Source organism: Gaetbulibacter sp. M235, from assembly GCF_043876835.1.
Taxonomy (GTDB): Bacteria; Bacteroidota; Bacteroidia; order Flavobacteriales; family Flavobacteriaceae; genus Yeosuana.
In genome coordinates this window covers 80542-106553 of the sequence record NZ_JBAWJZ010000008.1, presented here as the reverse complement: position 1 = coordinate 106553, position 26012 = coordinate 80542, and the positions used below count along the sequence as shown (strand labels likewise).

The 26012-nt window shown below is 32.1% G+C and carries 18 protein-coding genes; 17 read left to right on the top strand and 1 reads right to left on the bottom strand.

What is annotated here, in order from left to right:
- Window positions 1-2 precede the first annotated feature (2 nt).
- The 12 genes from kbl to V8G69_RS13220 all read left to right on the top strand — a co-directional run bounded on the left by kbl (window position 3) and on the right by V8G69_RS13220 (window position 14075).
- The gene (gene kbl, locus V8G69_RS13275; RefSeq protein ID WP_394882512.1) at window positions 3-1196 is read left to right on the top strand and encodes a glycine C-acetyltransferase; all 1194 of its coding nucleotides are present in this window, start codon (window positions 3-5) and stop codon (window positions 1194-1196) included.
- 124 nt (window positions 1197-1320) lie between these two features.
- Window positions 1321-2679: an OmpA family protein gene (locus V8G69_RS13270; protein ID WP_394882511.1), complete on the top strand. Its 1359-nt coding sequence runs from the start codon at window positions 1321-1323 to the stop codon at window positions 2677-2679.
- Between the two features lie 69 nt (window positions 2680-2748).
- Window positions 2749-5511, top strand: coding sequence for a PD-(D/E)XK nuclease family protein (locus tag V8G69_RS13265; protein ID WP_394882510.1), 2763 nt, complete (start codon window positions 2749-2751; stop codon window positions 5509-5511).
- Window positions 5512-5514: 3 nt separating this feature from the next.
- Complete coding sequence (locus V8G69_RS13260) at window positions 5515-6351, top strand: alpha/beta hydrolase family protein (RefSeq protein WP_394882509.1); 837 nt, start codon at window positions 5515-5517, stop codon at window positions 6349-6351.
- A 355-nt stretch (window positions 6352-6706) separates the two neighbouring features.
- A complete protein-coding gene (locus tag V8G69_RS13255; RefSeq protein WP_394882508.1) occupies window positions 6707-7414 on the top strand; it encodes a DUF6799 domain-containing protein in 708 nt (235 codons plus the stop codon).
- A gap of 152 nt (window positions 7415-7566) precedes the next feature.
- Window positions 7567-8457 carry a hypothetical protein gene (locus tag V8G69_RS13250; RefSeq protein ID WP_394882507.1) on the top strand — a complete coding sequence of 297 codons (891 nt, stop codon included), beginning with the start codon at window positions 7567-7569 and terminating at the stop codon, window positions 8455-8457.
- 46 nt (window positions 8458-8503) lie between these two features.
- Window positions 8504-8974: an EF-hand domain-containing protein gene (locus V8G69_RS13245; RefSeq protein WP_394882506.1), complete on the top strand. Its 471-nt coding sequence runs from the start codon at window positions 8504-8506 to the stop codon at window positions 8972-8974.
- A gap of 196 nt (window positions 8975-9170) precedes the next feature.
- Complete coding sequence (locus V8G69_RS13240; protein WP_394882505.1) at window positions 9171-9758, top strand: RNA polymerase sigma factor; 588 nt, start codon at window positions 9171-9173, stop codon at window positions 9756-9758.
- Window positions 9759-9768: 10 nt separating this feature from the next.
- Window positions 9769-10518, top strand: a complete 750-nt coding sequence (locus tag V8G69_RS13235; protein ID WP_394882504.1) for a hypothetical protein — start codon at window positions 9769-9771, stop codon at window positions 10516-10518.
- 431 nt (window positions 10519-10949) lie between these two features.
- Complete coding sequence (locus tag V8G69_RS13230; RefSeq protein ID WP_394882502.1) at window positions 10950-12236, top strand: DUF5690 family protein; 1287 nt, start codon at window positions 10950-10952, stop codon at window positions 12234-12236.
- A 2-nt stretch (window positions 12237-12238) separates the two neighbouring features.
- On the top strand, window positions 12239-13393 hold the full coding sequence (locus V8G69_RS13225) for a TIGR03364 family FAD-dependent oxidoreductase (protein ID WP_394882501.1): 1155 nt from the start codon (window positions 12239-12241) through the stop codon (window positions 13391-13393).
- A gap of 1 nt (window position 13394) precedes the next feature.
- Window positions 13395-14075, top strand: a complete 681-nt coding sequence (locus tag V8G69_RS13220; protein WP_394882500.1) for a phosphonatase-like hydrolase — start codon at window positions 13395-13397, stop codon at window positions 14073-14075.
- Between the two features lie 29 nt (window positions 14076-14104).
- Here V8G69_RS13220 and V8G69_RS13215 read toward each other — a convergent pair whose 3' ends face one another.
- Entirely contained in the window at window positions 14105-14671 is a 567-nt protein-coding gene (locus V8G69_RS13215) for a helix-turn-helix domain-containing protein (RefSeq protein WP_394882499.1), read from the bottom strand.
- Window positions 14672-14959: 288 nt separating this feature from the next.
- Here V8G69_RS13215 and V8G69_RS13210 point away from each other — a divergent pair, with 288 nt between their 5' ends.
- The 5 genes from V8G69_RS13210 to V8G69_RS13190 are packed head-to-tail and all read left to right on the top strand — an operon-like array spanning window position 14960 to window position 25385.
- On the top strand, window positions 14960-18037 hold the full coding sequence (locus V8G69_RS13210; protein WP_394882498.1) for a SusC/RagA family TonB-linked outer membrane protein: 3078 nt from the start codon (window positions 14960-14962) through the stop codon (window positions 18035-18037).
- 12 nt (window positions 18038-18049) lie between these two features.
- Window positions 18050-19555: a SusD/RagB family nutrient-binding outer membrane lipoprotein gene (locus tag V8G69_RS13205; protein WP_394882497.1), complete on the top strand. Its 1506-nt coding sequence runs from the start codon at window positions 18050-18052 to the stop codon at window positions 19553-19555.
- A 7-nt stretch (window positions 19556-19562) separates the two neighbouring features.
- Window positions 19563-21194, top strand: a complete 1632-nt coding sequence (locus V8G69_RS13200; protein ID WP_394882495.1) for an alkaline phosphatase family protein — start codon at window positions 19563-19565, stop codon at window positions 21192-21194.
- Window positions 21191-22540, top strand: a complete 1350-nt coding sequence (locus V8G69_RS13195; RefSeq protein WP_394882494.1) for an aspartate aminotransferase family protein — start codon at window positions 21191-21193, stop codon at window positions 22538-22540. The genes V8G69_RS13200 and V8G69_RS13195 overlap by 4 nt, the downstream gene beginning before the upstream one ends.
- A 40-nt stretch (window positions 22541-22580) precedes the next feature.
- Window positions 22581-25385 (top strand): bifunctional YncE family protein/alkaline phosphatase family protein, encoded by a 2805-nt coding sequence (locus V8G69_RS13190; protein WP_394882493.1) that lies wholly within the window; start codon window positions 22581-22583, stop codon window positions 25383-25385.
- Window positions 25386-26012: the final 627 nt, after the last annotated feature.

The window sequence follows — 26012 nt, the reverse complement described above, 5'->3', positions numbered from 1 at the left end:
TCATGTACGGCAAACTACAACAACATTTGCAGCAAGAGCTTAACGAGATTAAAGACAATGGTCTTTTTAAAAAAGAGCGTATAATCACTTCTGCACAAGGCGCTGAAATTACATTAAACACAGGAGAAACAGTTTTAAATTTTTGTGCCAACAACTATTTAGGTCTATCATCACATCCCGATGTTATTCAAGCTGCCAAAGATGCCATGGATACTCATGGCTTTGGAATGTCTTCTGTGAGATTCATTTGTGGAACTCAGGATATTCATAAAGAATTAGAACAAAAAATCGCAAACTTTTATCAAACTGAAGATACCATATTATATGCAGCAGCATTCGATGCCAATGGAGGCGTTTTTGAACCACTTTTTGGCGAACAAGATGCTATCATTTCAGATTCGTTAAATCACGCTTCAATTATTGATGGGGTTCGATTATGTAAAGCTGCCAGATATCGTTATGAAAACAGCAATATGGCAGATTTAGAAAAACAACTTATTTCTGCAAATGAAAATGGAGCTAGATTTAAGATTATTGTAACCGATGGTGTTTTCTCAATGGATGGATTGGTTGCGCCACTTGACAAAATTTGTGATTTAGCCGATAAATATGATGCATTAGTTATGATTGATGAATGTCATGCTGCTGGATTTATAGGAAAAACTGGTCGCGGAACCCTTGAAGAAAAAGGCGTAATGGGCAGAATAGATATCATTACTGGTACATTAGGAAAAGCTTTAGGCGGCGCCATGGGAGGTTATACTACAGGCAAAAAAGAAATTATTGAAATGCTGCGCCAACGCTCAAGACCTTATTTGTTTTCAAATTCATTGGCTCCTGCTATTGTAGGTGCTTCTATAAAGGTTTTTGATATGTTAAGCAACGACACCAAATTAAGAGACACCTTAGAATGGAACACCAATTATTTCAAAAAAGGGATGAAAAATGCTGGTTTTGACATTATAGATGGAGATTCAGCTATAGTTCCTGTCATGTTATATGATGCAAAACTGTCACAAACTATGGCAAATATGCTTTTAAACGAAGGAATTTATGTTATTGGCTTCTTTTTTCCAGTTGTTCCAAAAGAAAAAGCAAGAATAAGAGTACAGCTGTCCTCGGCACATACAAAAGTGCATTTAGATAAGGCTATTCTTGCATTTTCAAAAATTGGGAAAGCTTTAAATATTATATAAAATCATTCCGAACTATTGATAGTTAAACGATTTCTTCAATTTTTTTATATATTTGTCTTTGTTAATAAATTTTAACAACTTACATTTGTTTACAATTAACACTTAAAAATTTAAACTTTTGAATATGAAAAATCTTAGCAGATTATTGTTCGCTATGTTGCTTGTACTTGGTTATAGCAACGCTAATGCGCAAGACAAAAACAACCCATGGCAAATTACTATTGGGGCAAACGCAGTTGACTTTTTCCCTGTAGGAGAAGACGCTCCTCAAGGAGATATTTTTGCTGAATACTTCAATGTAGGTGATCATTGGAATATTTTACCTTCCTTATCAACTATTTCTGTGTCAAAATATTTAAGTGATGGTTTCTCTTTTGGAGTTGCTGGATCATTAAATAAAATAGATAAATTCGGGGATGACTCAAGAGATGATTTATCTTACTATGGAATAGATGGTACAATTAAATATAGTTTACAAGATTTAATTGGATGTAAAACTTTTGATCCTTATTTAGGTGTTGGTGGAGGTTACACTTGGGTAGACGAAATTGGAGCTGGAACACTTAATGGAACTTTAGGTTTCAACATCTGGTTTAATGAAAATATTGGTTTAACAGTTCAATCTTCTTACAAACATTCATTTGAAGATTATTTATCTACTCATTTCCAACATACTGCAGGTATCTCTATCAAATTTGGTGGATCTGATACTGATGGTGATGGTATTTATGACAAAGATGATGCTTGCCCAGATGTTGCTGGTTTAGCAGCATTCAACGGATGTCCTGATACTGACGGTGACGGTATTGAAGATAGTAAAGATGATTGTCCTAACGAAGCTGGATTAGCTGAATTTAACGGATGCCCTGATACTGATGGTGACGGTGTAGCTGATAAAAATGACAACTGTCCTACAGTTGCTGGTTTAAAAGCTTTAGCTGGTTGTCCTGATGCTGACGGTGATGGTGTTACTGATGCTGACGATAAATGTCCTAGCGTTGCTGGTCCTGCTGCTAACCAAGGTTGCCCTTGGCCTGATACTGATGGTGATGGTGTGTTAGATAAAGACGATAAATGTCCTACTGTAAAAGGTACTGTTGCAAACTATGGTTGTCCTGAAGTTTCTGACGAGGTTCAAAAAACTTTAAACGCTTACGCTAAAACAATATTATTTGATACTGGTAAATCAAGCATTAAAACTCAATCTGCAGCTGTATTAGGTGATATTATTAAAATTCTTAATGAATATCCAAACTCTAAATTTACTGTAGAAGGTCACACTGATAGTGTTGGTAGTGATGCTACTAACCAAAAATTATCTGAAGCAAGAGCTGGTGCAGTTAAAGATTACTTAGTAACAAATGGTATCGATGCATCTAGACTTTCTTCAATTGGTTATGGAGAATCTAAACCTATTGACACTAATGCTACAAGCAAAGGTAAAGCTAACAACAGACGTGTTGAAATTAACTTAGCTAAATAATTAAAATAGCTAAAAAATAATAAGCTTAAAAACGCTTCGGATATCCGAAGCGTTTTTTATTTTTATACAATGGCTACTTTTATTTTTGATGTACTAAAAGATTTGCAAAACAAAAACGCAAAGCTATCTTCAATAACCTTTGTTTTACCAAGTAAAAGGGCAGGATTGTTTTTAAAATACCAACTGTCTCAAGTTGTTCAAGAAAGTATATTTTCTCCAAATATTTTAAGTATTGAAGAGTTTGTTGAAGATCTTTCACGCCTTAAAACCATTTCAAATACAGAATTGCTTTTTGAATTTTATAACACGTATACACATTTAACAAATAAAGAAGACCAAGAGTCCTTTGAATTTTTTTCAAAATGGGCTCAGATTCTTATCCAGGATTTTAATGAAATTGATAGGTATCTAATCCCTCAAAAACAAATTTTTGAATATTTAAGTGCCATTCAAGATTTAAATCACTGGTCTTTAGAAGTTAACAAAACAGATTTTGTTGCTAACTATTTATCCTTCTGGAATAAACTTTATAGCTATTATACTCATTTTACAGAGCAACTCATTCATAAAAAGATTGGATATCAAGGGCTTATTTACAGAGAAGCCGTTGAAAATTTAGTGAGCTATATTCAAAACAATCAAAAGACCAAACATGTGTTTTTAGGGTTTAATGCGTTAAACTCTTCCGAAGAAATTATTATTCAAGAGTTGCTTCAAAATGAATTGGCTAATATTTATTGGGACATTGATGATGTTTTTATAAATAACCCCATGCACGATGCCGGATTTTTTACCAGAAATCATAAAAAAAAATGGAATTATTTTAAGACTAATTCTTTTAATTGGATAACAAACAACTACTCAAAAGAAAAAAATATTTCTGTTTTTGGAATTCCAAAAAATATAGGTCAAGCTAAATATATTGGCTCAATATTAAATAAATTAAAAACACAAAACGATTCTTTAAACAATACAGCCGTAGTGTTGAGTGATGAAAATTTATTGATTCCTGTTTTAAATTCACTCCCTTCAAATATAGAAGCATTAAATATTACCATGGGGTTTCCTTTAAAATCTATCCCATTAGCCTCTTTGTTTGAGCATTTATTTCATATTCATAAAAATCCATCAAAAATATTTTATTACAAAGACATCATTAAAATTATATCTCACCAATTTATACGCCCTTTATTTTTTAAAAACAGCATTGATTATGCTTCAAAACTCATTGAAACCATTGAAAGCAATAACCTGATTTATTTAAATACTGAAAAATTAAAAGAAATATCTGATGCTACAAATAATACTCTGATTGAAATCTTGTTTGAAAACTGGGATAAAACCATAGATTTAGCTTTAAAAAATTGTTCACAACTTATCTTAAACATTAAGAATTATTTAGATGAAAACAAATCATCAAATTTACTTTCTTTAGAATATGTTTTTCGATTTCATGAGCTATTTAACGAGCTCACCACACTAAATTCAAAGTACGGTCACATTACAGATATTACAACGTTATATAGCGTTTATAAAGAATTATTAAACTCAGAAACCTTGGATTTTAAAGGCGAACCTTTACAAGGTCTACAAATCATGGGAATGTTGGAATCGCGTGTTTTAGATTTTGAAACGGTTATAATTTCATCGGTAAATGAAGGTGTTCTTCCTGCGGGGAAAAGCAATAATTCGTTTATTCCCTACGATGTTAAACTTGAAAACAAATTGCCAACATATAAAGAAAAGGATGCTGTTTATACATATCATTTTTACAGATTGTTACAACGGGCGAAAAACATTTTCATTTTATATAACACAGAATCTGATGTGTTAACTGGCGGTGAAAAAAGTAGGTTTATTACGCAATTAGAAATTGAAAAGACTCATAACTTATCTCATCAAATAATTACACCAACAGTACCAATAATCAACAATCCATTAAACACCATTGAAAAAACACAAAAGGTAATTGATGAAATAATTAAAATAGCTGAAAAAGGATTTTCACCATCATCACTAACTAATTACATAAGAAATCCTATAGATTTTTACTTTCAGAAGATTTTAAACATTAAAGTGTATGATGATGCAGAAGAAACAGTTGCAGCAAACACTTTAGGAACCGTTATACATAATACGCTACAAGATTTTTATACTCCTTTAATTGGTGATTTTTTATCTGTTGATGATATTAAAAACATGAAACTTCAAATTGAAAAAACAGTAACGCATCATTTTAAATCTGTTTATAAAGAAGGAGACATTACTAAAGGAAAAAACTTAATCATTTTTGAAATTGCCAAACGCTATGTTTCCAATTTTTTAGACTTAGAGCTCTCTGATTTAAAACAAGGAAATCAAATAAAAATAGTAGCTATCGAGTCAGAATATAAAGTATTTATAGATATTTCTGAATTAAATTTCCCTGTAAAAATTACTGGTAAAATTGATAGAGTTGATGAATATAATGGCGTTACAAGAATTATAGATTATAAAACCGGGAAAGTTGACCAAGGAGACGTTGAAATTGTAAATTGGGAAGATATTACTACCGATTATAAAAAATACAGCAAAAGCTTTCAAATACTGGCATATGCCTATATGATGCAACAATCAAAAAAAATCAACTTACCAATTGAAGCAGGCATCATTTCGTTTAAAAATTTAAAAACTGGATTTTTAAAATTTGCTAAAAAAGAAAAATCTGGTTCCTATGCTAAAAAAGACACCTTAATCACCTCAGAAACATTAGAGAATTTTACAAAAGAGATTAAAAAACTTATCATTGAAATATCAAACCCAAACATCCCTTTTACTGAAAAAGAAGTATAGATTATGATTAAAAATAGCATTGTAATTCAAGGGAAACACCAAAAAACAATTTTAATTGATTACCGTTATTTACCTAATAAGGTACAGAAACCCATCATTATATTTTGTCATGGTTACAAAGGTTTTAAAGATTGGGGAGCATGGAACTTAATGGCCGATGCATTTGCTGAAGCTGGCTTTTGCTTTATCAAATTCAATTTTTCTCACAATGGAGGAACTATGGAACAACCCATAGATTTTCTGGATTTAGAGGCCTTTGGAAACAATAATTACACAAAAGAGCTAGATGATTTAGAATCCGTTTTAGATTGGGCGTGTTCAAATGAAGAGCTTAAAAAAGAAGCTAATACTAATCAAATTACTTTACTTGGTCATAGCCGTGGTGGCGGAATTGTAATAATTAAAGCAGAAGAAGATACACGAATAAAACATGTTGTTACATTGGCTAGTGTAAGTGATTATAAAATTAGATTTCCAAAAGGAGAGGCTTTTGAAGCCTGGAAAAAAGAAGGCACATATTATGTTGAAAATGGTAGAACTAAACAACAAATGCCTCATTATTTTCAATTCCATCAAGATTTTATTCGAAATGAAAACCGACTTAATATAAAAAGGGCAGTCGAACATTTACAAATCCCTCTTTTAATTATTCATGGAGATGAAGATACCAGCGTTTCTTTTGAAGAAGCCAAAGCATTGCATCAATGGAGTCCAAAAAGTAAATTAGTAACTATAGAAGGAGCAAATCATGTCTTTGGAGCCTCTCACCCATGGAAATCAGATAAAATTCCTGATCATTTAAATCTTGTTATTCAAACAATTATTTCCTTTTTAAAATAAAAAAGTCTAAAATATTAAGTACAGGCATTTAATCGCTAGTGGAGAAGATAAGGCTTGAACCCACAATCCCTTGATTAACATCAAACACTTTAGCTAACGAAGCTATACTTCGAATTACTGTTTTAATTCACTTAAAACCAAGACAGACAAAGCTCTTTAAAAATCCTTTTTAAAATAGTATTCTTTTCTCTTTTAAATTACTTGATACCATTTCATGACCTTCATTTATACTTTTTAAACATCTACTTAAATCTTTTATAAAAAAAGAACATTAAAGTGAAAGAAATTATGATCGCTTACGTAGTAAAGATTGTAAGCAGATTTAAAACGTCTGTATTAATTAAATATAAATAATATGAAAAAAATGTTTTTACTAGTGTTTGTGGTTTTTACAACCATGGCGCTAACAGCACAAGACAGAGACCGAGACAGAGACCCATCTCTTGACAAAGATCAGGATCGGGATCAAGTACGCCTATTATTGGTTGATGGTGATCTTTTACAAATAAAAGATCGTGATCAAATACGGTTACAAGACAAACTAGTTTTAAATGATGGTACGGTGGTAAACCCAGATGGCACCTACATAAAAGATCAAGACAAGCGTCGCCTACGCGATGGTGAATGTTTAGATGCAGATGGCGTTAAATATGCCAGTGAATATCAATACATGTCTAGATTAAATCAAGAAAACAAAAACTTAACACAAGCCCAAATTCAAGAACGTAACCAAAACCGCTATCATGTCATTGCCATTAATGGTGATATGCTTCAAGTTAGAAATCAATCACAAGAAAGATTACAGGCTTCAATGACTCTAGGCAATGGTACCATTTTAAACCCTGATGGCACCTACCAAACACGTGACCGTAAGCAATTACAACTTCTTGATGGTGAGTGCTTAAACCTGAACGGAAAAATGTACAAAAACACCTTGCAGCACAGAAAAACGGTAGTTAAGAAAAATATGAATATGAAAGCTAACACCAAAATGATGAAAAAAGAGGTGCAAAAAAAGCCTAATGCTCAAAAAAAGAGTGTTAAAAAAGGGGCTAGTAGTTAGTTAAAGCCTAAGAGGTTGTCTTAAACATTTTATTCTGAAAGAAAACAAGAATCTTTATATAGTAACTGTATAAAATTAAAATCTCAGATTTCCTTTTTATCTAAACATCAGAATCATATCACTTAGGATGGCCTCTTTTTAAAAACAGAATCATGAAAAATCTTAAATATATAATGGTAATGGCAGGGTTATTATCTATGACAATGGTTGGTCAAAATACTACTTCAATACCACAAAAAGAAGGAAACAGCATCTCTTACCTTTCAACGTCTTTAAATTATATAAGTGATGCTATTTTTATGGGAAGAAAAGATTCCATATCTGCCCCTTATCTTTATCCGTCAGTGACCTATCATCATAAATCTGGATTCTACGGCACAGGTTCTTTTTCATATCTCACAAAACCTAATGACAGCCGAATAGACCTTTTTTTAGCATCTGCAGGCTATGATTTTTCAGCCAATAACTTAAGTGGTGATTTTTCTGTTACAAAGTATTTTTTTAATGAAGCCAGTTATAATGTTATTTCTGAAATTGAGGCAGATATAACTTCAAGTCTTAGATATGATTTTGGAAACATAGTGAATTTAGCCCTTGATGCCAGCATCTATTTTAATAAAAACAGTGGTTCAGATTTCTTTTTATCATCAGAGCTTAGTCATGATTTTTTGACTACTAATCATAAATTTCAATTTAGCCCAATGATAGAGCTGCATTTTGGTTCACAAAATTTTTATGAAGAATATTACAATTTTAACCGATTGGGCAACGGAACCAGAGGCACAGGAAAAGGAAAATCAAATACCACAACAACCATGGTTACCACAGTAACCATACAGGAAAGCGGAAAATTCAATTTGATGGCGATCCAGTTAAGCTTCCCTATGTGGTATAGCCATAAAGCCATTACCCTATCGTTACTACCAATGCTGGTATTACCACAAAATGGTGCCACCATAGTTGCTGACACTTCCGTTATTAAAGAGGATCTGGAAAATACTTTTTATTGGATGGCTGGCATCAGTTATAAATTTGGGAAATAATAATCTTTAACTCGAACAAAAACCAAACAAAATAAATATATAAATTATGAAAAATTTAATAAGCAACAGATGGTACATCTTATGGATTGTATCAATAATTAGTACATTCTTTTCAGTAGGAACAGTAAATGCACAGAATCCTAAACAAAACAAACTGTTGGTAATTAACAAAGCCCAAAGTTTTTTAGAAGCTGACACCAATAAGGATGGCTTTATTAGCAAAGACGAATATCAGTTCGGTTCTTTAGATGAATTTGATGTTGACAAGAATGGAAAACTTTCGCGTAACGAGTATCAAAACGCTAACCGTACGCTTAATAGAAACACTATAGGCAACAGAAGATCAGGTTTAAACAGAAACAATGCTAATTGTTTGGCGACTAAAAGAGGTAATGGTATGGGTCAAGGCACTAAACAGGGAAATGGCAAAAACAGAGGAGCTGGAGCTTGCCCTAATGGTTATCAATGCCCTATAAACAGTAACAACACAAAGACTAGCAGGCAAAGTACACCTTAACAAATTACAGGTCAAACAGGATTGTATTTTGAAAGTTTTCCTGTTTTCTTTTAAGATAAACACCGTTACATGATGTGATGCATTGACGGTGTTAATTTTTACAAATTTTCAGAAAATGAAAAACAATGAGAAAATATGAAGCATAATAAATTTTGAAAATCAAAATGTGGCTTATATTTAAGTTAATTTTACATAAATGATTATTACTGAAGTTATATGTAAACAATTAAGCGACAAGGAAATCGTAAAGAAATCACTTGTTGATATTGAATATTTTTCATGCATGTATGATCGCTATAAATTGAGGCTCTTGAGATATATTAAACGTATTGCTTTAGTAAATGATGAACAGGCCAAAGATATTCTTCAGGAAGCATTCATCAAAATATGGCGAAACCTAAACGATTATGATCAGAGTTTGAAATTATCAAGTTGGATCTATAGGATTGTTCACAATGAGACCATTTCGTACTGGAGAAAACAAAAGTCCTTTGGTAAAGACAGGCAAGTAACGCTGGATGAGACACTTTTTAAAGATGTATCCATCAATTTTGAAATGAATGAAGATAACGAACAAAAAGAGAGACTCACTCATGAGGTTTTGAAACTTTTGCCTTTAAAATACAAGACTGTCTTAGTTTTGAAATTTATGGAAAACATGAGTTATCATGAAATCTCTGATGTCTTGAAAATACCTGAGGGCACAGTAGCTACCTGGATCAATAGAGCCAAAAACATGTTTATTAAAGAAGCGTCTAATAATCATATTTCTTTTTTTAACTAAAATCAATCCAATGGAAGAATCAAAAAAAATAATAGAAAAAATTAAGAAAGAACGCATCAGGCAGAAACCAAAATGGTATTTTGTAGTACCTAATATCTTGATTTGGTTGAGTTTTATTATTCTAGTCTTTGTTGGGGCAGCGGCATTTTCTATTGTCTTGCTTTCAATTCAACAAACAGATTTCAACTTGGTATCCCACATGTCTCATTCCAAAGTAGAATTTTTTTTAGGGCTACTTCCTTTTTTCTGGATTGTTATATTGCTCATTTTTCTTGTAGGAGCTCTATTCACTTTTAAAAAATCAAAAAAAGGATACAAGTTTGGCTGGACTCGTTTGCTGGGGTTAAGTACAGCTGCTAGTATTTTACTGGGCACTATGTTTTTTATAGGTGGTGGTAGTCATTGGCTTGAGAACACCTTTGCCGAACAGGTAAGTTATTATGAAAGCATACAACAAAAGAAACAGAAAATATGGATGAAACCAGAAGAAGGGTTTTTATCTGGGATTATTGAAAAAATAGATGGAGACAACCTCCAGTTAATCGATTTTAATAATAAAAAGTGGAACATTAATTATGTGGATTCGTTTATATCTCCTTCTGTGTCTTTGGAAAAAGGAGAACAGGTGAAATTAATAGGTAAAATAACAGATGTAAATACGTTTCAAGCAAAAGAAATGCGCCCTTGGGGAGGACAAAACCGTCAAAGGAAATGGAATGGACATGAAAAAAATAGTTCTAATGGAAATAGTAAAAAATGAAAGATTATAAACGAATTTATCAAATAAAAACAAAACCCTTGTAAAATAAGATATCACAAGGATTTAGTTGATTATTTAGTTTTTAATATTTCGGATATCTTTGAATAAATTGTCTAAAATATAGACTAAAACTACTCTAATTTTTGTGTCTTTTATATAACATTAATGACCCCTTTATAGCCTCGGTAAGCCCATTGAGAAAATTCGTACTCTAGAAAATGCTTGAATATTAAAGCCTAACCATGTAATTAAAACGAATAAATAAAAACCTTAGACTTTATATTAAACAGGAATTTTTAGGTTCATGAGCTAATGAATTTATTATTTTATTAATCTTTTTATAACAATCTTATAATATAAAAAAGTTTACTAATAGTAATATAATAATGAATATTGCATTTAATTATTTACTAATAGTAAATTTATTTATTTTGAAATTAATTAAAAAAGATTTCCAATTTTTATTATATGGTTCATTCGCCTCATTTGGGGCTTATTTCTGCATGTATGCTTTTAGGAAACCATTTACCGTAGCTACATTTGAAAATCTTTCCTTTTGGGGTATCGATTATAAAATTATTTTAATTATTGCTCAAGTATTAGGATATATGTTATCAAAGTTTTTGGGTATAAAATTGATATCCGAATTAAAACCAAGCAAACGAATTTACTATTTATTTGGTATGATATTTTTGGCAGAATCAAGCTTAATACTATTTGCAATAACACCTATTCCTTATAATTTCATTTTCATGTTTTTTAACGGATTGTCCTTGGGTATGGTGTGGGGTGTAGTTTTTTCATATTTAGAAGGAAGAAAATTGACAGAATTTTTAGGTGTCGCATTATGTTCTAGTTTTATCGTTTCAAGTGGGGCTGTTAAGACCGTAGGCCTTTTAGTTATGAATAGCTTGCAAGTTTCTCAATTTTGGATGCCAGCAGTTACAGGAGCTCTATTTATAATACCTTTTGTTGTTTTTTCGGTTTTGTTAAATAAAATGCCTAAACCAACAGAAGAAGATAAACGGCTACGGGTAGAAAGAAACCCAATGACATCAAGGGATAGAAAAAAGGTTTTAAAAACCTTCTTTTTTCCAATAGTCATATTAGTGTTTTTCTACATTTTTTTAACTGCTTTACGCGATTTTAGGGATAATTTTTCAAGAGAAATTTGGGATGTCATAGGTTTTGAAGGCAATACATCTGTTTACACAGTTTCAGAAATTCCAATTGCTATTTTAGTATTAATTATTATTGGAGGCTTAGGATTTGTAAAAAACAATTTTAAGGCATTCATTTCATATCACTATTTATTAATTTTTGGTACAATTTTTATTGGGGCATCTACATTATTATTTCAAATAGGAATAATTTCTTCAATGTTTTGGATGATATGCATCGGCTTTGGTCTATACATTAGTTACGTGCCTTTTAATTGCATTTTCTTCGATAGAATGATTGCAACATTTTGTATTAAAGGTAATGCAGGCTATCTTATTTATATTGCCGATGCTTTTGGGTATTTGGGAAGTATTGTCGTTTTACTCTATAAAAATTTTGGACAGAACTCTATTTCCTGGCTCCATTTTTTTATAAATGGAACCTACTTTATCGCCATTCTTGGAACTGTGATTTCATTTATTTCCTTAACCCATTTTAGAAGAAAGTATAAAAAAAAGGAAACCAAACATGTTCAAACAAATCTTAATATAGCATAATTATGAACCAAAAATATGATTTAATTGTTGTTGGAGGAGGCGTGCTAGGAACCTTTCACGCTTATCATGCTAAACAAAAAGGATTAAAAGTGGCTCTATTGGAAAAGGACCAATTTCCACAAGGTGCTACAGAACGAAACTTTGGTCAAGTTGTACCATCTGGAATGAATACTAAATGGCAGGCTTTTGGAAGAGAAAGCCTTGAAATATATAAAGACATTCAGTCTAAATTCAATATATCAATTCGTCAAGAAGGTTCTGTTTATTTAGCCTCAAATTATGAGGAAGTTCAGCTTTTAGAAGAATTGGCAGAAATTAATAAATCAAATAGTTATAGTTCCAGACTTTTAACTAAAGATGAATGCTTGAATAATTACAGTGGACTTAGAGAAGATTATATTCTAGCAGGCTTGTTTTTTCCAGAGGAAGTTATTGTAGAACCATCCATAATGATAAATAAACTTCATGCTTTTTTAAAAAAAGATGGTATAGATTTGTTTTTTAATGCTAAGGTAGTACTCTGTGATGAAACAGTAAATGGTGTCATTGTAACTTTAACAACTGGTACAGCTTTTATGGCTTCAAAAGTAATCATTTGTAATGGAAGTGATTTTAAAACCTTATATCCTTCAATTTTTAATGAGAGTGATTTAATAGTTTCTAAGTTACAAATGATGGCTACCAAACCACAACAAAACTATAAGTTAAAAGGATCTGTTTTAACTGGTCTTTCAATAAGACGCTATGAAGCGTTTGAAGAATGCGCTTCTTATAATGTGATAAAAGCAAACGAATGTAAAGAGTCCTTAGAAAAAAAATGGGGTGTCCATATTTTGTTTAAACAAGCATATGACGGCTCCATTATTCTTGGAGATTCCCATGAATATGCAAGTGCCGCAGAAATGGATAGTTTAGGTTTCGACTTGAATATGGATATAGATAATTTTATTATTCATGAAGCTAAGAAAATAATCGATTTACCAAATTATGAGATTCAACGCCGATGGTTTGGAATGTATTCTCAGTGTAAAAATTCAGATATATATCAAAACACTATTGGCACAAATATCCATATTGTTACAGGAATAGGAGGAAAAGGAATGACTGGAAGTGCTGGTTTTTCAAAACAAAATATAAATTCAATTTTCAATTTTTAATATGCAAAATATAAAATTAGTCATTTTTGATATGGCTGGAACTGTAGTTGATGAAGATAATGTAGTGTACAAAACGTTACATATGGCTATTAACAAAAAAGGCTATAATTTAACATTAGACTTTGTACTAGAGTTTAGTGCGGGAAAAGAAAAACATCAAGCTATAAGAGATATTTTAGAAGAAATTAAAGCTGAAAATTTTAATGAAAAAGCGGCCACTATATTTGAGGATTTCAAAGATATGTTAAGTGAAGCCTATAATAGATTGACTGTTTCAAGTTATGCTGGTGTTGAGGATTTGATTCAAGATTTAAAAAAAGTAAATATTAAAGTAGCTTTAAATACTGGTTACGATAAAAACACCGCACAATTATTATTAGATAAAATGAGATGGAGATTGGGCGTTCATTACGATGTTTTGGTTACAGCAGACGATGTAGAAAAAGGAAGACCGAATCCAGATATGATTTTTGAAGCTATGAAAATTCTTGATATAAAGGATTCAGAAAAAGTATTGAAAGCTGGAGATTCTATAATTGATATTGAAGAAGGAAAAAACGCTTCTTGTGGTATAACTGTTGGTGTTACAACAGGAGCACATACAAAAGTACAATTAGAATCTGCAAATCCAACTCATGTATTAGGTTCCTTAAAAGAACTAAAAAAAATACTTTTAGACTAGGAAGATTGAATGTGCTGGTTATTTTTCTGTTATACAAAAAAGTAAATAACCAACATTTTTGAAGAAACATCCGCTCTGTTTACTGGTACATGAGGTATTCTTCCATCAAAAAAAATAGAGTCTCCTTCTTTTAATAACACTTCTTCATTTCCTATAATATAATAGCACTCACCAGATAAGATGTATTTAAACTCATAGGCATCAGTAGTTACTTTTTCTCTTTTAGAATTGGGAGCTACTTCTAGCAAAACAGATTCAAAGCCTAAAGAAGTAAGTTGTTTTCCAAAAAGATATTTATATGTAAAACCAATGGCTTCATCTTCTTTTTCAATAATAGCACTTTCCTCTTTTCTAGAAATGATAAAATTGGCATTGCTAATTTGTGGCATACCTTTAAAAAAATCTGTTACTTCAATTTCCAAAGAATTTATAAGTTTTAATAAAACAGGCAAAGAAGGCATTGTTCTGCCGTTTTCAATTCTAGAAATTAACCCATTGGTTACTCCAGCTTTAATTGCAATATCGTTTATGGTTCTGTTTTTGGTTTTTCTAATTTCTTTTAAGCGCTTTCCTATTCCAATAAGATAATCTTCCATAGATACTATTTTGAATTACAAACATATATAATTTTTAAAGGTTGTAATTGATTATTCAATAAAAACACACACAACTTTTTATTAAATGTCATTTTTTCATAATGAGCAAAACCCATGAAGAATTATTTTTTAACAATTAACTATTTGTAAACATTTTTCGATTAACCATTTAATAATGTTTTTAACGGTTAGGTAGCAATTAGTTAATACAGATTGGGTTTTATTTTAACTTTTGTACTGGATATTTGTTACATATTAATTAACCAAAGTTTACAAATACGAAAAAAAATGAAAAAAAATCTACTTGTAATGGTATTAGCTTTATTTGCTTTTACCATAGGCCATTCCCAAACTACATTTAACGGGAGGGTTCTAGATGAAAATCAAGTTCCCTTGCCAGGGGCTTCGATTATTATTAAAGGAAGTTCTAATGGTGTGGCTACCGATTTTGAAGGAAATTTTGAAATTAATTTACCAAAGGGTAATGAAGTTTTAGAAGTATCATTTATTGGATATATATCTCAAAATTTTGAAACCTCAGGAAAAACTAATGCAATTATAACATTGTTTCCTAATTCTGAATCATTAAATGAGGTTGTGGTAACTGCTTTAGGTATTAAAAAGGAGAAAAAAAGACTTGGATATTCGGTTCAAGAAGTTGATGGAGATCTTACAAAAGCAAGAGACCCTAATGCTATGAATTCATTATCAGGTAAAGTTTCTGGTTTAGTAGTAGCTTCTTCAGCAGAATTTTTTACAGCTCCCAATTTATACTTGCGAGGGAAAAAACCTTTGATAGTTGTAGATGGGGTTCCTTTAGGAACAGATACATGGAATATTAGCCCAGATGATATAGAAAGCATTAATGTTTTAAAAGGATCGAATGCTGCAGCGCTTTACGGTTCTGCTGGTGGCAATGGTGCTGTTCAAATTACCACTAAAAGAGGAACTAAGGATAAACGTGGTTTTGTGATAGAATTTAACCAAAACAGCATGATCCAAGATGGATTTAATGCAGTTCCTAAAGTACAAAATAGTTATGGGCCAGGGTCTTATGGAAATTATGCCTTTGTTGATGGTAAAGGAGGAGGTATTAATGATGCCGATTACGATCAATGGGGACCAAAATTTGATGGGCAATTAATTACCCAATATGACAGTCCACTGGATGCTAATGGAAATTTAATTCCGACACCTTGGTTGGCTAGAGGAGCAAATAACTTTGATAATTTCATAGAATCTGGGTTTTTGGAAACTACCAATCTTAGTATAGCATCTCAATTTGATAAAGGGAATGTTCGTTTTTCAACGTCTCATACCTACCAAAAAGGTATTAATCCTAATACCAAATTAAACATTTATAACTTCAATTTAAGTAGTAAATATAATTTTAGTGAAAAAACATCTATTGATGCTAGTGCTAATTTTAATTTTCAAACGTCACCAAACAATCCTAATGTAAATTATGGTCCAAATAGTTATATATACAATATGCTTATTTGGGGTGGAGCTGATTATGATGTTAGAGATCTTAGAAATTATTGGCAAGAAGGGAAAGAAGGTATTCAACAAAAGAATTTTGAATACACACGTTACAACAATCCTTATTTTATGGCCTATGAATGGTTGAGAGGTAAACAAGCCAATGACTATACCGGGCAAATAAGCCTAAACCACAAATTCACCAATAGTTTAGATATTACATTGAGAAGTAACATTGCCTTAGAGAATGAATTTGACAATGAAAAATTTCCATACTCTATGACAACTTATGGAAGAGAAAAAGCTCAAGGAGATTATAAAGAATGGTATAATAATAATATGAAAAGTTATACAGACTTAATGTTAAACTATGATAATACATTTGGTGATTTTGGTGTGAGAGCTACTTTAGGAGCTAACCTTAATATTGAGAAATACAGAAGTTTATATGCTACTACAGATTATTTAATTGTACCAGGACTTTATACATTAAGCAATACGCAAACCCCTGTACAGCCAACAAATTATAGAAGTCACTATGAAACACAAGGGTATTATGTCTCTGCCGATTTTTCATATAAGGATTTCTTGTTCTTAGGTGCCACTGGTAGAATAGATAAAGATTCTAGATTGCCGCAAAAGAATAATTCCTTTTTCTATCCATCGGTATCTTTAAGTGCGGTTTTAAGTGAGGTTTTAGATATACCAAATGTTGATTATCTAAAAGTAAGAGGATCTTATGCTAAAGTTGGAAGTTCATTAGAAATATATAGTAATTTAAATACCTATGCATTAAACATCCCATTTACAGTTGGTGGAACTACATATAATCCTGCTTATGTTAATTCTATTTTATCGAATGAAGATTTAGAACCGGCATTTAATTCTTCTACTGAGTTTGGTATTGAAACAAGATTGTTTAAAAATAAGGTAGGCTTAGATGTTACATATTACGAAAACAAGAATGGCCCGCAAATTTTCAACTTACAATATTCCGAAGCTTCAGGATATAGTGGCAAAAAACAAAATGGTATTACAACCAAAACCAAAGGTTGGGAAATAGCACTAACAACCACGCCTATAAGAAATGATAATTTTAGATGGGATATTAGTGTTAACTGGTCTGCTTATAAGGAATACTTAGAAGAAGTTTATGGAGATATAACCAATAACGGTAAAATAGAAGTAGGAGAAAGAGTTGATGCTTATTATATCTATGATTTTATGAGAACTCAAGATGGACAGCTAATTGTAGGGAATGATGGGAAACCATTGTTTAACGCATATCAAACTAAAGTTGGATATGCTGCACCAGATTGGTCTGCAGGTGTTGCTAGTAGTTTAAGCTATAAGAATCTTTCTCTAGATGTTTCATTAGATGGTCGTTATGGAGGAAAAATTGAAGACTATGTGGCAAGAAAAATGTGGCAAAGTGGTAGGCAAATAGGTACGGATACACCAGAAAGAGCAAACGATGTTCAAGGAATAAAATCATACGTAACAGATGGTGTTGTAATTACTGGAGGCGAATTGATTACTGATGGAGAAGGAAATGCTATTTCAGATACCAGAACCTTTGCCCCTAATACAACAAAAATGTATTATCAAGATTTTTCAAAATCATATCATGGACAAACAGCTGCAAACATTATAGACAAAACATTCTTTAAATTAAGAGAAGTAAACTTAACATATACCTTTCCTAAAAAAATATTAGAGAACACATTTATAAATAGTGCTTCGGTCTCCTTATTAGGAAGGAATTTAATCTATTTCGCTAAGCATAAAGATATTGATTTAGATCAGTTTAATAATGAAAAAGGCTCGCCATTACAGTCTCCAACAGTAAAAAGTTATGGTTTAAACATAAACCTTAAATTCTAAAAAAAATTGAAAATGAAAACATATAATTTTAAAAAAGGATTAATACTTCTATCAATTTTAGTGCTTGCTTTTTCTTGCACTAAGTTTGAAGATTTAACAGACGACCCCAATAAAGCCACAAGTGTTCCACCATCTCAATTGCTATCTGAAGTGCTAAGCACATTAAACAATATTGGTAACGATGGCGCTTGGGAAGAGCCTCAAAGAGACAACCAATTTTGGGTAATATCTTTTGATTATTACGGAGACCAAGATTACAATTGGGGTGCTATAGGTTTTAGATACAATACATTGTCTAATGTTATCGCTATGGAAAAGGAGGCTCAAGGCCTTGATAATCAAGATAAATATGAGGCTTTAGCAAAGTTTTTCAAAGCATATTTTTTTGATTATATGACAAAAAGAGTTGGGGATATACCATTGTCAGAGGCCTTACAAGCTTCATCAGAAACTCCAATTACACAGCCTAAATATGACAATCAACAGTCAGTTTATGTTGCCATTTTAGATTTATTAGAAGCTGCAAATGACCAAATTGCAATAGCAAAAACACAGGTTGGAACCTCTGATATTTTAGGAGATTTTTTATATGATGGGGATTTGAGCAAATGGCAAAAAGCAATAAATGTATTTCATTTAAGAGTTTTAATGTCGTTAAGCAAAAGAAATGCCGAGTTAAATATTGCGAGTAAAATAAACACCATATTAACTAACCCAGCAAAATACCCTTTATTTTTTGGTATTCAAGATAATATGATGCGTAATTTTTCTGATGAACAAGGTAATAGGTATGAACTAAACCCAAGTAATTATGGTTTCAATAGAAACAGAAATATTATGGGGGCAACCTATTTAGATTTACTTAAAGCAAACAATGACCCAAGAATTTATATCGTTGCCGATCCAGCTCCTTTTTATTATGATGCAAACAATCCTTTAAGCCTTAATGCATATATAGGTGCTAAAACAGGTGATGACCAAGGACAAATGCAAGTAGATTCAGATGCTGGTAAATACAGTTATCCAAATGAAGATAGATATTATAGCAATTTTGAAGGCGAGCCCTATATCCAAATTGGTTATTCTGAACAAGAATTTATTATTGCTGAAGCCATTAATAGAGGATGGACAACTGGTAATGCAGAGACTCATTATATAAATGGTATTACAGGGTCTATGAAATTTTATGGAGTTTCACAAGCAGATATTGATACATTTCTAGCCAATGTTAATGTTGTTTATAAAGGAGATAATACAAATGGATTAAATCAAATTTTAATTCAAAAATATATTGCATTCTTCAATAATTCTGGATTCGAAGCTTATTTTAATTATAGAAGAACTGGTGTGCCAACATTTGATATTGGACCAGCAAACAAAAACGGCGGTAAAATTCCTTTACGCTGGAAATACCCACAAAGTGAATTTGAAAATAATGCAGACAATGTTAATGCCGCTTTAAACTCACAGTATGGTGGTTCAGATGACATCAACGAAGCTATGTGGATTATCAAATAGCAATTAAATGAAAATCAAGAATATAATTACAATAACCATAGGGATTTTATCCTTATGGTTTTGTGTTTCAATAAAAGCGCAAGAATTACAACCTGTTAAACACGTGGTTGTTATTGGTTTTGATGGATTAAGTCCAGATGGACTAGCACGTGCCAACACACCTAATTTTGATAAAATAATAAGTGAAGGCGCTTCAACCATGCATGCCAGATCGGTATTACCATCTAGCTCAAGCACCAACTGGGCTTCTATGATTATGGGTGCAGGACCAGAACAACATGGTATAACATCTAATGCTTGGGAGAAAAATAATTTTGTGTTGCCTACAGTTGTTAAAAGTGAAGACTTTTTGTTTCCAACTATTTTTAATGATATTAATAAGCAAGTCGCTAATGCTGAGATAGGAGCTATTTATCATTGGGATGGTTTTGGAAGGCTTTTTGAAAAAAGTGCTGTAGATTATGATGTCAATCCAAAGAACGAAAATGAAACCGCCAAAGTTGCAAGTGCTTACATTAAATCAAAACAACCCACCTTCACATTTATTCATTTTGATCATGTAGATCATGCTGGACATGAATTTGGTCATGGTACACTAGAATATTACAAGTCGGTTGAAAAAGCAGATACATTATTAGCAGAAGTTATGGAAGCTATTACGTCTTCGCCAATGGCAAATGAAACCGTCGTAATTATTAGTGCCGACCATGGTGGTTTAGGTAATGGCCATGGTGGCGAAACATTGCAGGAAATGGAAATACCATTTATTGTTTGGGGTAAAGGTGTTAAGAAAAACTATTCATTGAATTATCCGGTGTATCAATATGATAATGCGGCAACTGTTGCCTTCGTTTTGGGTTTTAAATTACCTATGGCATGTATTGGCAGGCCTGTAAAAAATGCCTTTGTTAGTTTTAACGAAACAGACGATTACCCCATTACAAAGCGATTTACAGCGCCTATTATTTTACCAAAAACAGATTCATACAAACAGGCAGGAGGCTTATTTGTTGATGACGCAGAAGTAAGAATAAGTGGTAGTGGAGATATAAGATATACCCTTGATGGCACCATGCCGTCAGAGGTTTCTAAAAAATATACTACTCCTTTTAAAGTTTCAAAAAACACAGTAGTAAAAAGTGCCTTGCTTAAAGACGGACATGTTGTAAGCACTGTTTCTGAAGCTTTTTTTAGAGTAATACCTCCCAATTCAAAACCATCCGTTTCTTATGAAATATTTTATCTTTCTAATTTGAGTAGTGTGCCATTTTTAGAAAAGAAAAGGCCAAATGAAAAAGGGTATTGCTTTGAAATAACTTCGGATGAGATAAGGGATAAAATAAAAGAGAACACAGCAGTTAGATTTAAAACAAATATCACTATTGAAAATGAAGATACTTATGGGTTTTTTACAAGATCTGATGATGGAAGTGTTTTAAAAATCAATAATGAAGAGATTGTTAATAATGATGGCAATCACGGTGTTAAAGAAAAAGGTGGCACCATACATTTAAAACCAGGAATCTACCCGTTAGAAGTTGTTTGGTTTAATGGAGGGGGAGATGGTTGGTTAGATGTTTATTATCAAACAGCTACTCTAACAAAGCAAATTTTACCGTCAACACTATTAGCTAAATGAGTTTAAATAAATCACATAAAACAGTAGAAGGAGATATCAATATATCTCCAGTGCGTGTTCTGTGGAACGAGCAACATTCAGATGAGAAGACGCTTGAATTATTAGAAAAAGATGCTCGCTATTTTATGCATCAATCGCTTTCTACACCCTGTTTAGATGTTTTGCGAAAATCTGAAGGCGCAACTTTTGAAAATATTTCAGGTAAAAAATATTTAGATTTCCATGGTAATAATGTGCATCAAGTTGGGTATGCACATCCTCGATTAATAGAAAATGTTGTAAAGCAATTACAAAAATTACCTTTTTCACCTAGACGATATACTAATAAACCCTCGATAAAATTTGCAGAAAAACTAGCATCATTAACACCTTCAAGTTTAAACAGAGTATTACTAACTCCAAACGGAAGTTCTGCAATTGGTGTGGCGCTTAAATTAGCGAGAGCGGTTACAGGTAAACATAAAGTAGTATCCTTTTGGGATTCTTTTCATGGTGCTTCATTAGACGCGATAAGTGTAGGTGGTGAAACATTTTGGAGGGATAAAATGGGTTCTTTAATGCCCGGAACCATCAATATTCCGCCTCCTGTAACGTATCGTGGTATTTTTGAAAATGATGAAAATAAATGCTTAGACTATTTGGAATATATACTGTCTAGAGATAATGAGGTTGGTGCTTTTTTGGCTGAAACTGTTAGGAATACAGATGTGCAAGTTCCATCAAAACAGTTTTGGCAACAGGCAAGAGCATTATGCTCAAAATATAACGTTTTGTTGATACTAGACGAAATTCCCATTGCATTAGGAAGAACAGGATACATGTTCGCTTTTGAGCATTATGATATTGAACCGGATATTCTTTGTTTGGGCAAAGGACTTGGTGGTGGAATCTATCCTCAAGCAGCAATGATAACACGCGATGACTATAATCATTTTGCAGAATTATCATTAGGTCATTATACTTTTGAGAAAAGCCCTATTGGGTCGGTAGCTGGATTAACAACCATTCAAATTATTGAAGATGAAAAACTTTTAAAAAGAGTGAAAAAATATGAAGCTTTTTTTAAAGGATCCTTAGAGACCATGAAGCTAAATCACGCCATTATTGGTGATGTTAGAGGAATTGGTATGTTGTGGGGTATAGAACTTGTAAAAAACAGAGATACAAAAGAAAAAGCTAATGAAGAAGCTGAAAAAGTCATGTACGAATGTTTAAAACGAGGATTAAGTTTTAAGGTGTCAGCAGGCAATGTTTTGCAATTATCACCAGCCTTAAATATTACAAGAGAAGAATTAAATACGGCTTTAAACATTCTTAATGAATGTCTATCTTTGGTTAGCGAATAGTCTATAAGTCATGTGATTAATGAAATAAAAAATAGATAGCATGAAAAAATTAATTAAATTATTGATATTAATTCTAATAGTTAGCTGTTCTCAAGAAAAAAATGAGGACCAAAGTGTATGGATCATTTCTGCACCTGCTGGTAATGAAATAACTAAAATTAATCCCGCCGGGAAAACAGTCATTCCCAATGGACGATTTATTACACCACTAGGAAAAAGTATAGTAACAGCACCACATCCTTACGGATTAACCTTGAGTCCTGATAATAATATCGCTGTAACCGCTAATTCGGGTACAAATCCAATATCAATAACAATCATCCGTAATATTTTATCAAACCATCCTGAGGTACAACAAATTCCATCAACACCAACTACTGACAAAGGTGTTTTGGCATCGGTTTTTATGGGATTAGCCATTTCTCCTGATAATCAAACAGTATATGTAGCTGGAGGACAAGAAAACAAAATTTATCTTTTTAATCTGGCTGATGGAGAGCCAAGAGGATTTATAGATTGTGCTTCTAATTCCGAGAATCATGATTATACTGATGGCTATATTGGAGATTTAAAACTCACTAAAGACGGAAAAACCATTTATGCCGTAGATCAAATTGGCTTCCGAATGATTATTGCAGATGTTGAAACTAAAAAGGTAACCCAATCTGTACCAGTTGGACGCTATCCATTCGGCATTTGTTTATCTCCAGACGAAAAAAAAGCATATGTGGCAAACGTTGGCATGTTTGAATATTCATATATAAAAGACAGCGATAAAGAAGATGCGAAAATAACACCAATAAGTTATCCGGCTTCAGCATACGGCTCTAAAGACATGGTTGAAGGCATAAAAAATGACACTATAAATATTAAAGGATTGGGTGACGTAAATGTTCCTGAGGCTTTTTCGGTTTTTGCAATAGATTTAGAAGATAAAGAAAACCCAAAAGTGGTTGCCAAAATTAAAACAGGACATTTAGTTGGCGTCATGGTTGAAGGTATTCCCGCCGTTGGTGGTTCTAGCCCCAACTCCATTGTAGCTACTAACGATTATGTGTTTGTTAGTAATGCAACTAATGATAATCTATCGGTTATTTCAATAAAAAAAGACACCGTTGTCAACACGATTTCCTTAAAACCAGAAGTTAGGGTAAAGCAATTTAGAGGTGTTATTCCTTTTGGTTTAGCTATTAGCCCAGATCAAAAACGATTATATGTAGCTGAATCTGGAATAAATGCAATTGGGGTTATAAATGTTGAAGACCAAAAAGTTTTAGGCCATATTCCAACAGGTTGGTTTCCATCAAAAATAGAAGTAACAAAAGATGGGGGAAAACTAATCATTGCTAATGCAAAAGGTTTTGGAAGTGGACCAAACGGAGGTAGTAATTTTAAATTGGGTCCAGAAGGGAGTTATATAGGTTCTTTGATGAAAGGTACTGTTCAAGTAGCTGATATTCCTTCAGATGAAAAATTGAACGACATGACTAAAGAAGTCATTTCAAATAATTTTAAATTTTCAAAATCAACAGATACTATTTTTAATAAAAGGAAAGATAATCCTATTCCACTGTATCCTGGAGAAAAAGAAAGTCCAATAAAACACATTGTATTTATTTCTAAAGAAAACAGAACTTATGATGAGGTTTTTGGTCAAATAAAAAAGGGGAATGGCGACAAATCTCTTGCGAGGTATGGTGAAAACGCATCGTTTTCTAACAGAAAAAAAACGGATTCTCTAATAAATGCTACGGTTATGCCCAATCATTTAGCGTTGGCAAGGCAGTTTGCTATTTCAGATAATTTTTATGTGGATTCTGATGTTTCTGCCGATGGACATAGATGGTTGGTAAACACTTATCCAAATGAATGGTGTGAAACCACTACAGCAGCCAGTTATGGTGATAACAGAAATTTTAAACCCAAATCCAAAGCACCCGGTATTTTTGCAATGAATGGTGCTGCAGGTGCTGTTTATCCAGAAGATTATAATGAGGCTGGCTCCATGTGGGATCATCTAGAGCGTAATAATACAGACTTCTACAATTTTGGTTTCAGTATTATGTTTGAACCCGCTCTTTATGAAGCAGAATTCAAATATACCGGCATCAAACAGTTTGTAAACTACCCAATGCCACAACCTTTGTTTACACGTACATCTAAAAAATATCCAACCTATAACACATCAATACCAGATCAGTTTCGGATCGATCAGTTCAAAAAAGAATTTGACGAAAAATGGATTAAAGCAAAAGATACCATGCCCGAAATAGTAACAGTTATTATCCCTAATGACCATGGGGCAAGTGACCGTCCAGAAGCAGGCTATCCTTTTAAAGAAAGTTATATGGCAGATAATGATTTGGCTGTAGGTAGAATTGTTGAATTTCTTTCAAGAACACCGTATTGGAAAAATATGCTTATCGTAATTACAGAAGATGATGCGCAAAATGGGGTCGATCATATTGATGCCCATCGAAGTGTTTTAATGCTTATTTCTCCTTGGGCAAAGCGAGATTATGTTAGCCATGTACATTACAGTTTTGGCAGCATATTTAAAACTTTTTGGAATGTTTTGAATTTACCATATTTAAATCAATATGATGCAAGTGCTACAGATTTATCAGACTTTTTTACAAACAAACCAGACTACAAACCCTATAACGCAATAGAAGTGGATCTGAGAATTTTCAATCCGCAAAAAGCATTAGATCCATTTGATGAAAAATTTGATTGGAAATCTTTGAATGATTCTCCTGAAATGGATAATGAAGAAGATATGCTGCGAGAGAGTAAAGAGCAAGATGAATATCGATTGGAAAACCGTGAAAAGAAGAATAATTAGTCCAAAAAAAATTACATAAAATAACTTTTAATAGCAATATTGTAACATATAGTTAACCATAAATAGTGAATAATAAAGGATTTTTATGTACACGCTTAGTTGTTTTATTTGAGTTAGTTTAGTTATTAAAACCGATGTGAGGAATAGTTAAGCATCGGTTTTTTGTCATTATTATTTTCTTCTAAAAGGGTGGTGTTTGAATCTTAAAATTGTTTGATTTTGGCACCTAAACTGATTTTCAAGATTTAACATATTGAATCAAATTTTTCTAATTCGCATATTAATAGGTTCGACATTTTTTCTGTCCGCCTACTAAACAAAACTCAATTACATTTTATGTTTGAGTTTTTACTTTTAATCCAAATTTGGACTAGATATGGACTAGATACAAAATAACAAAACCCTAAATAATTGATTAACAATAGATAGAGTTTTATTTTAGTGGAGAAGATGGCTATTGATTTTTTTATACTTTAACATGTCTCATATTCCTTTTTGGCCTTATATAACAATACTAATTATAATTTATTACATATTTGAGTAATAATAAAACATAATATAATTGTCAACTATTTAGTCAACTTAATTGTCAACCGTGTCTATTAGTAATACATTCTAAAAAAACAA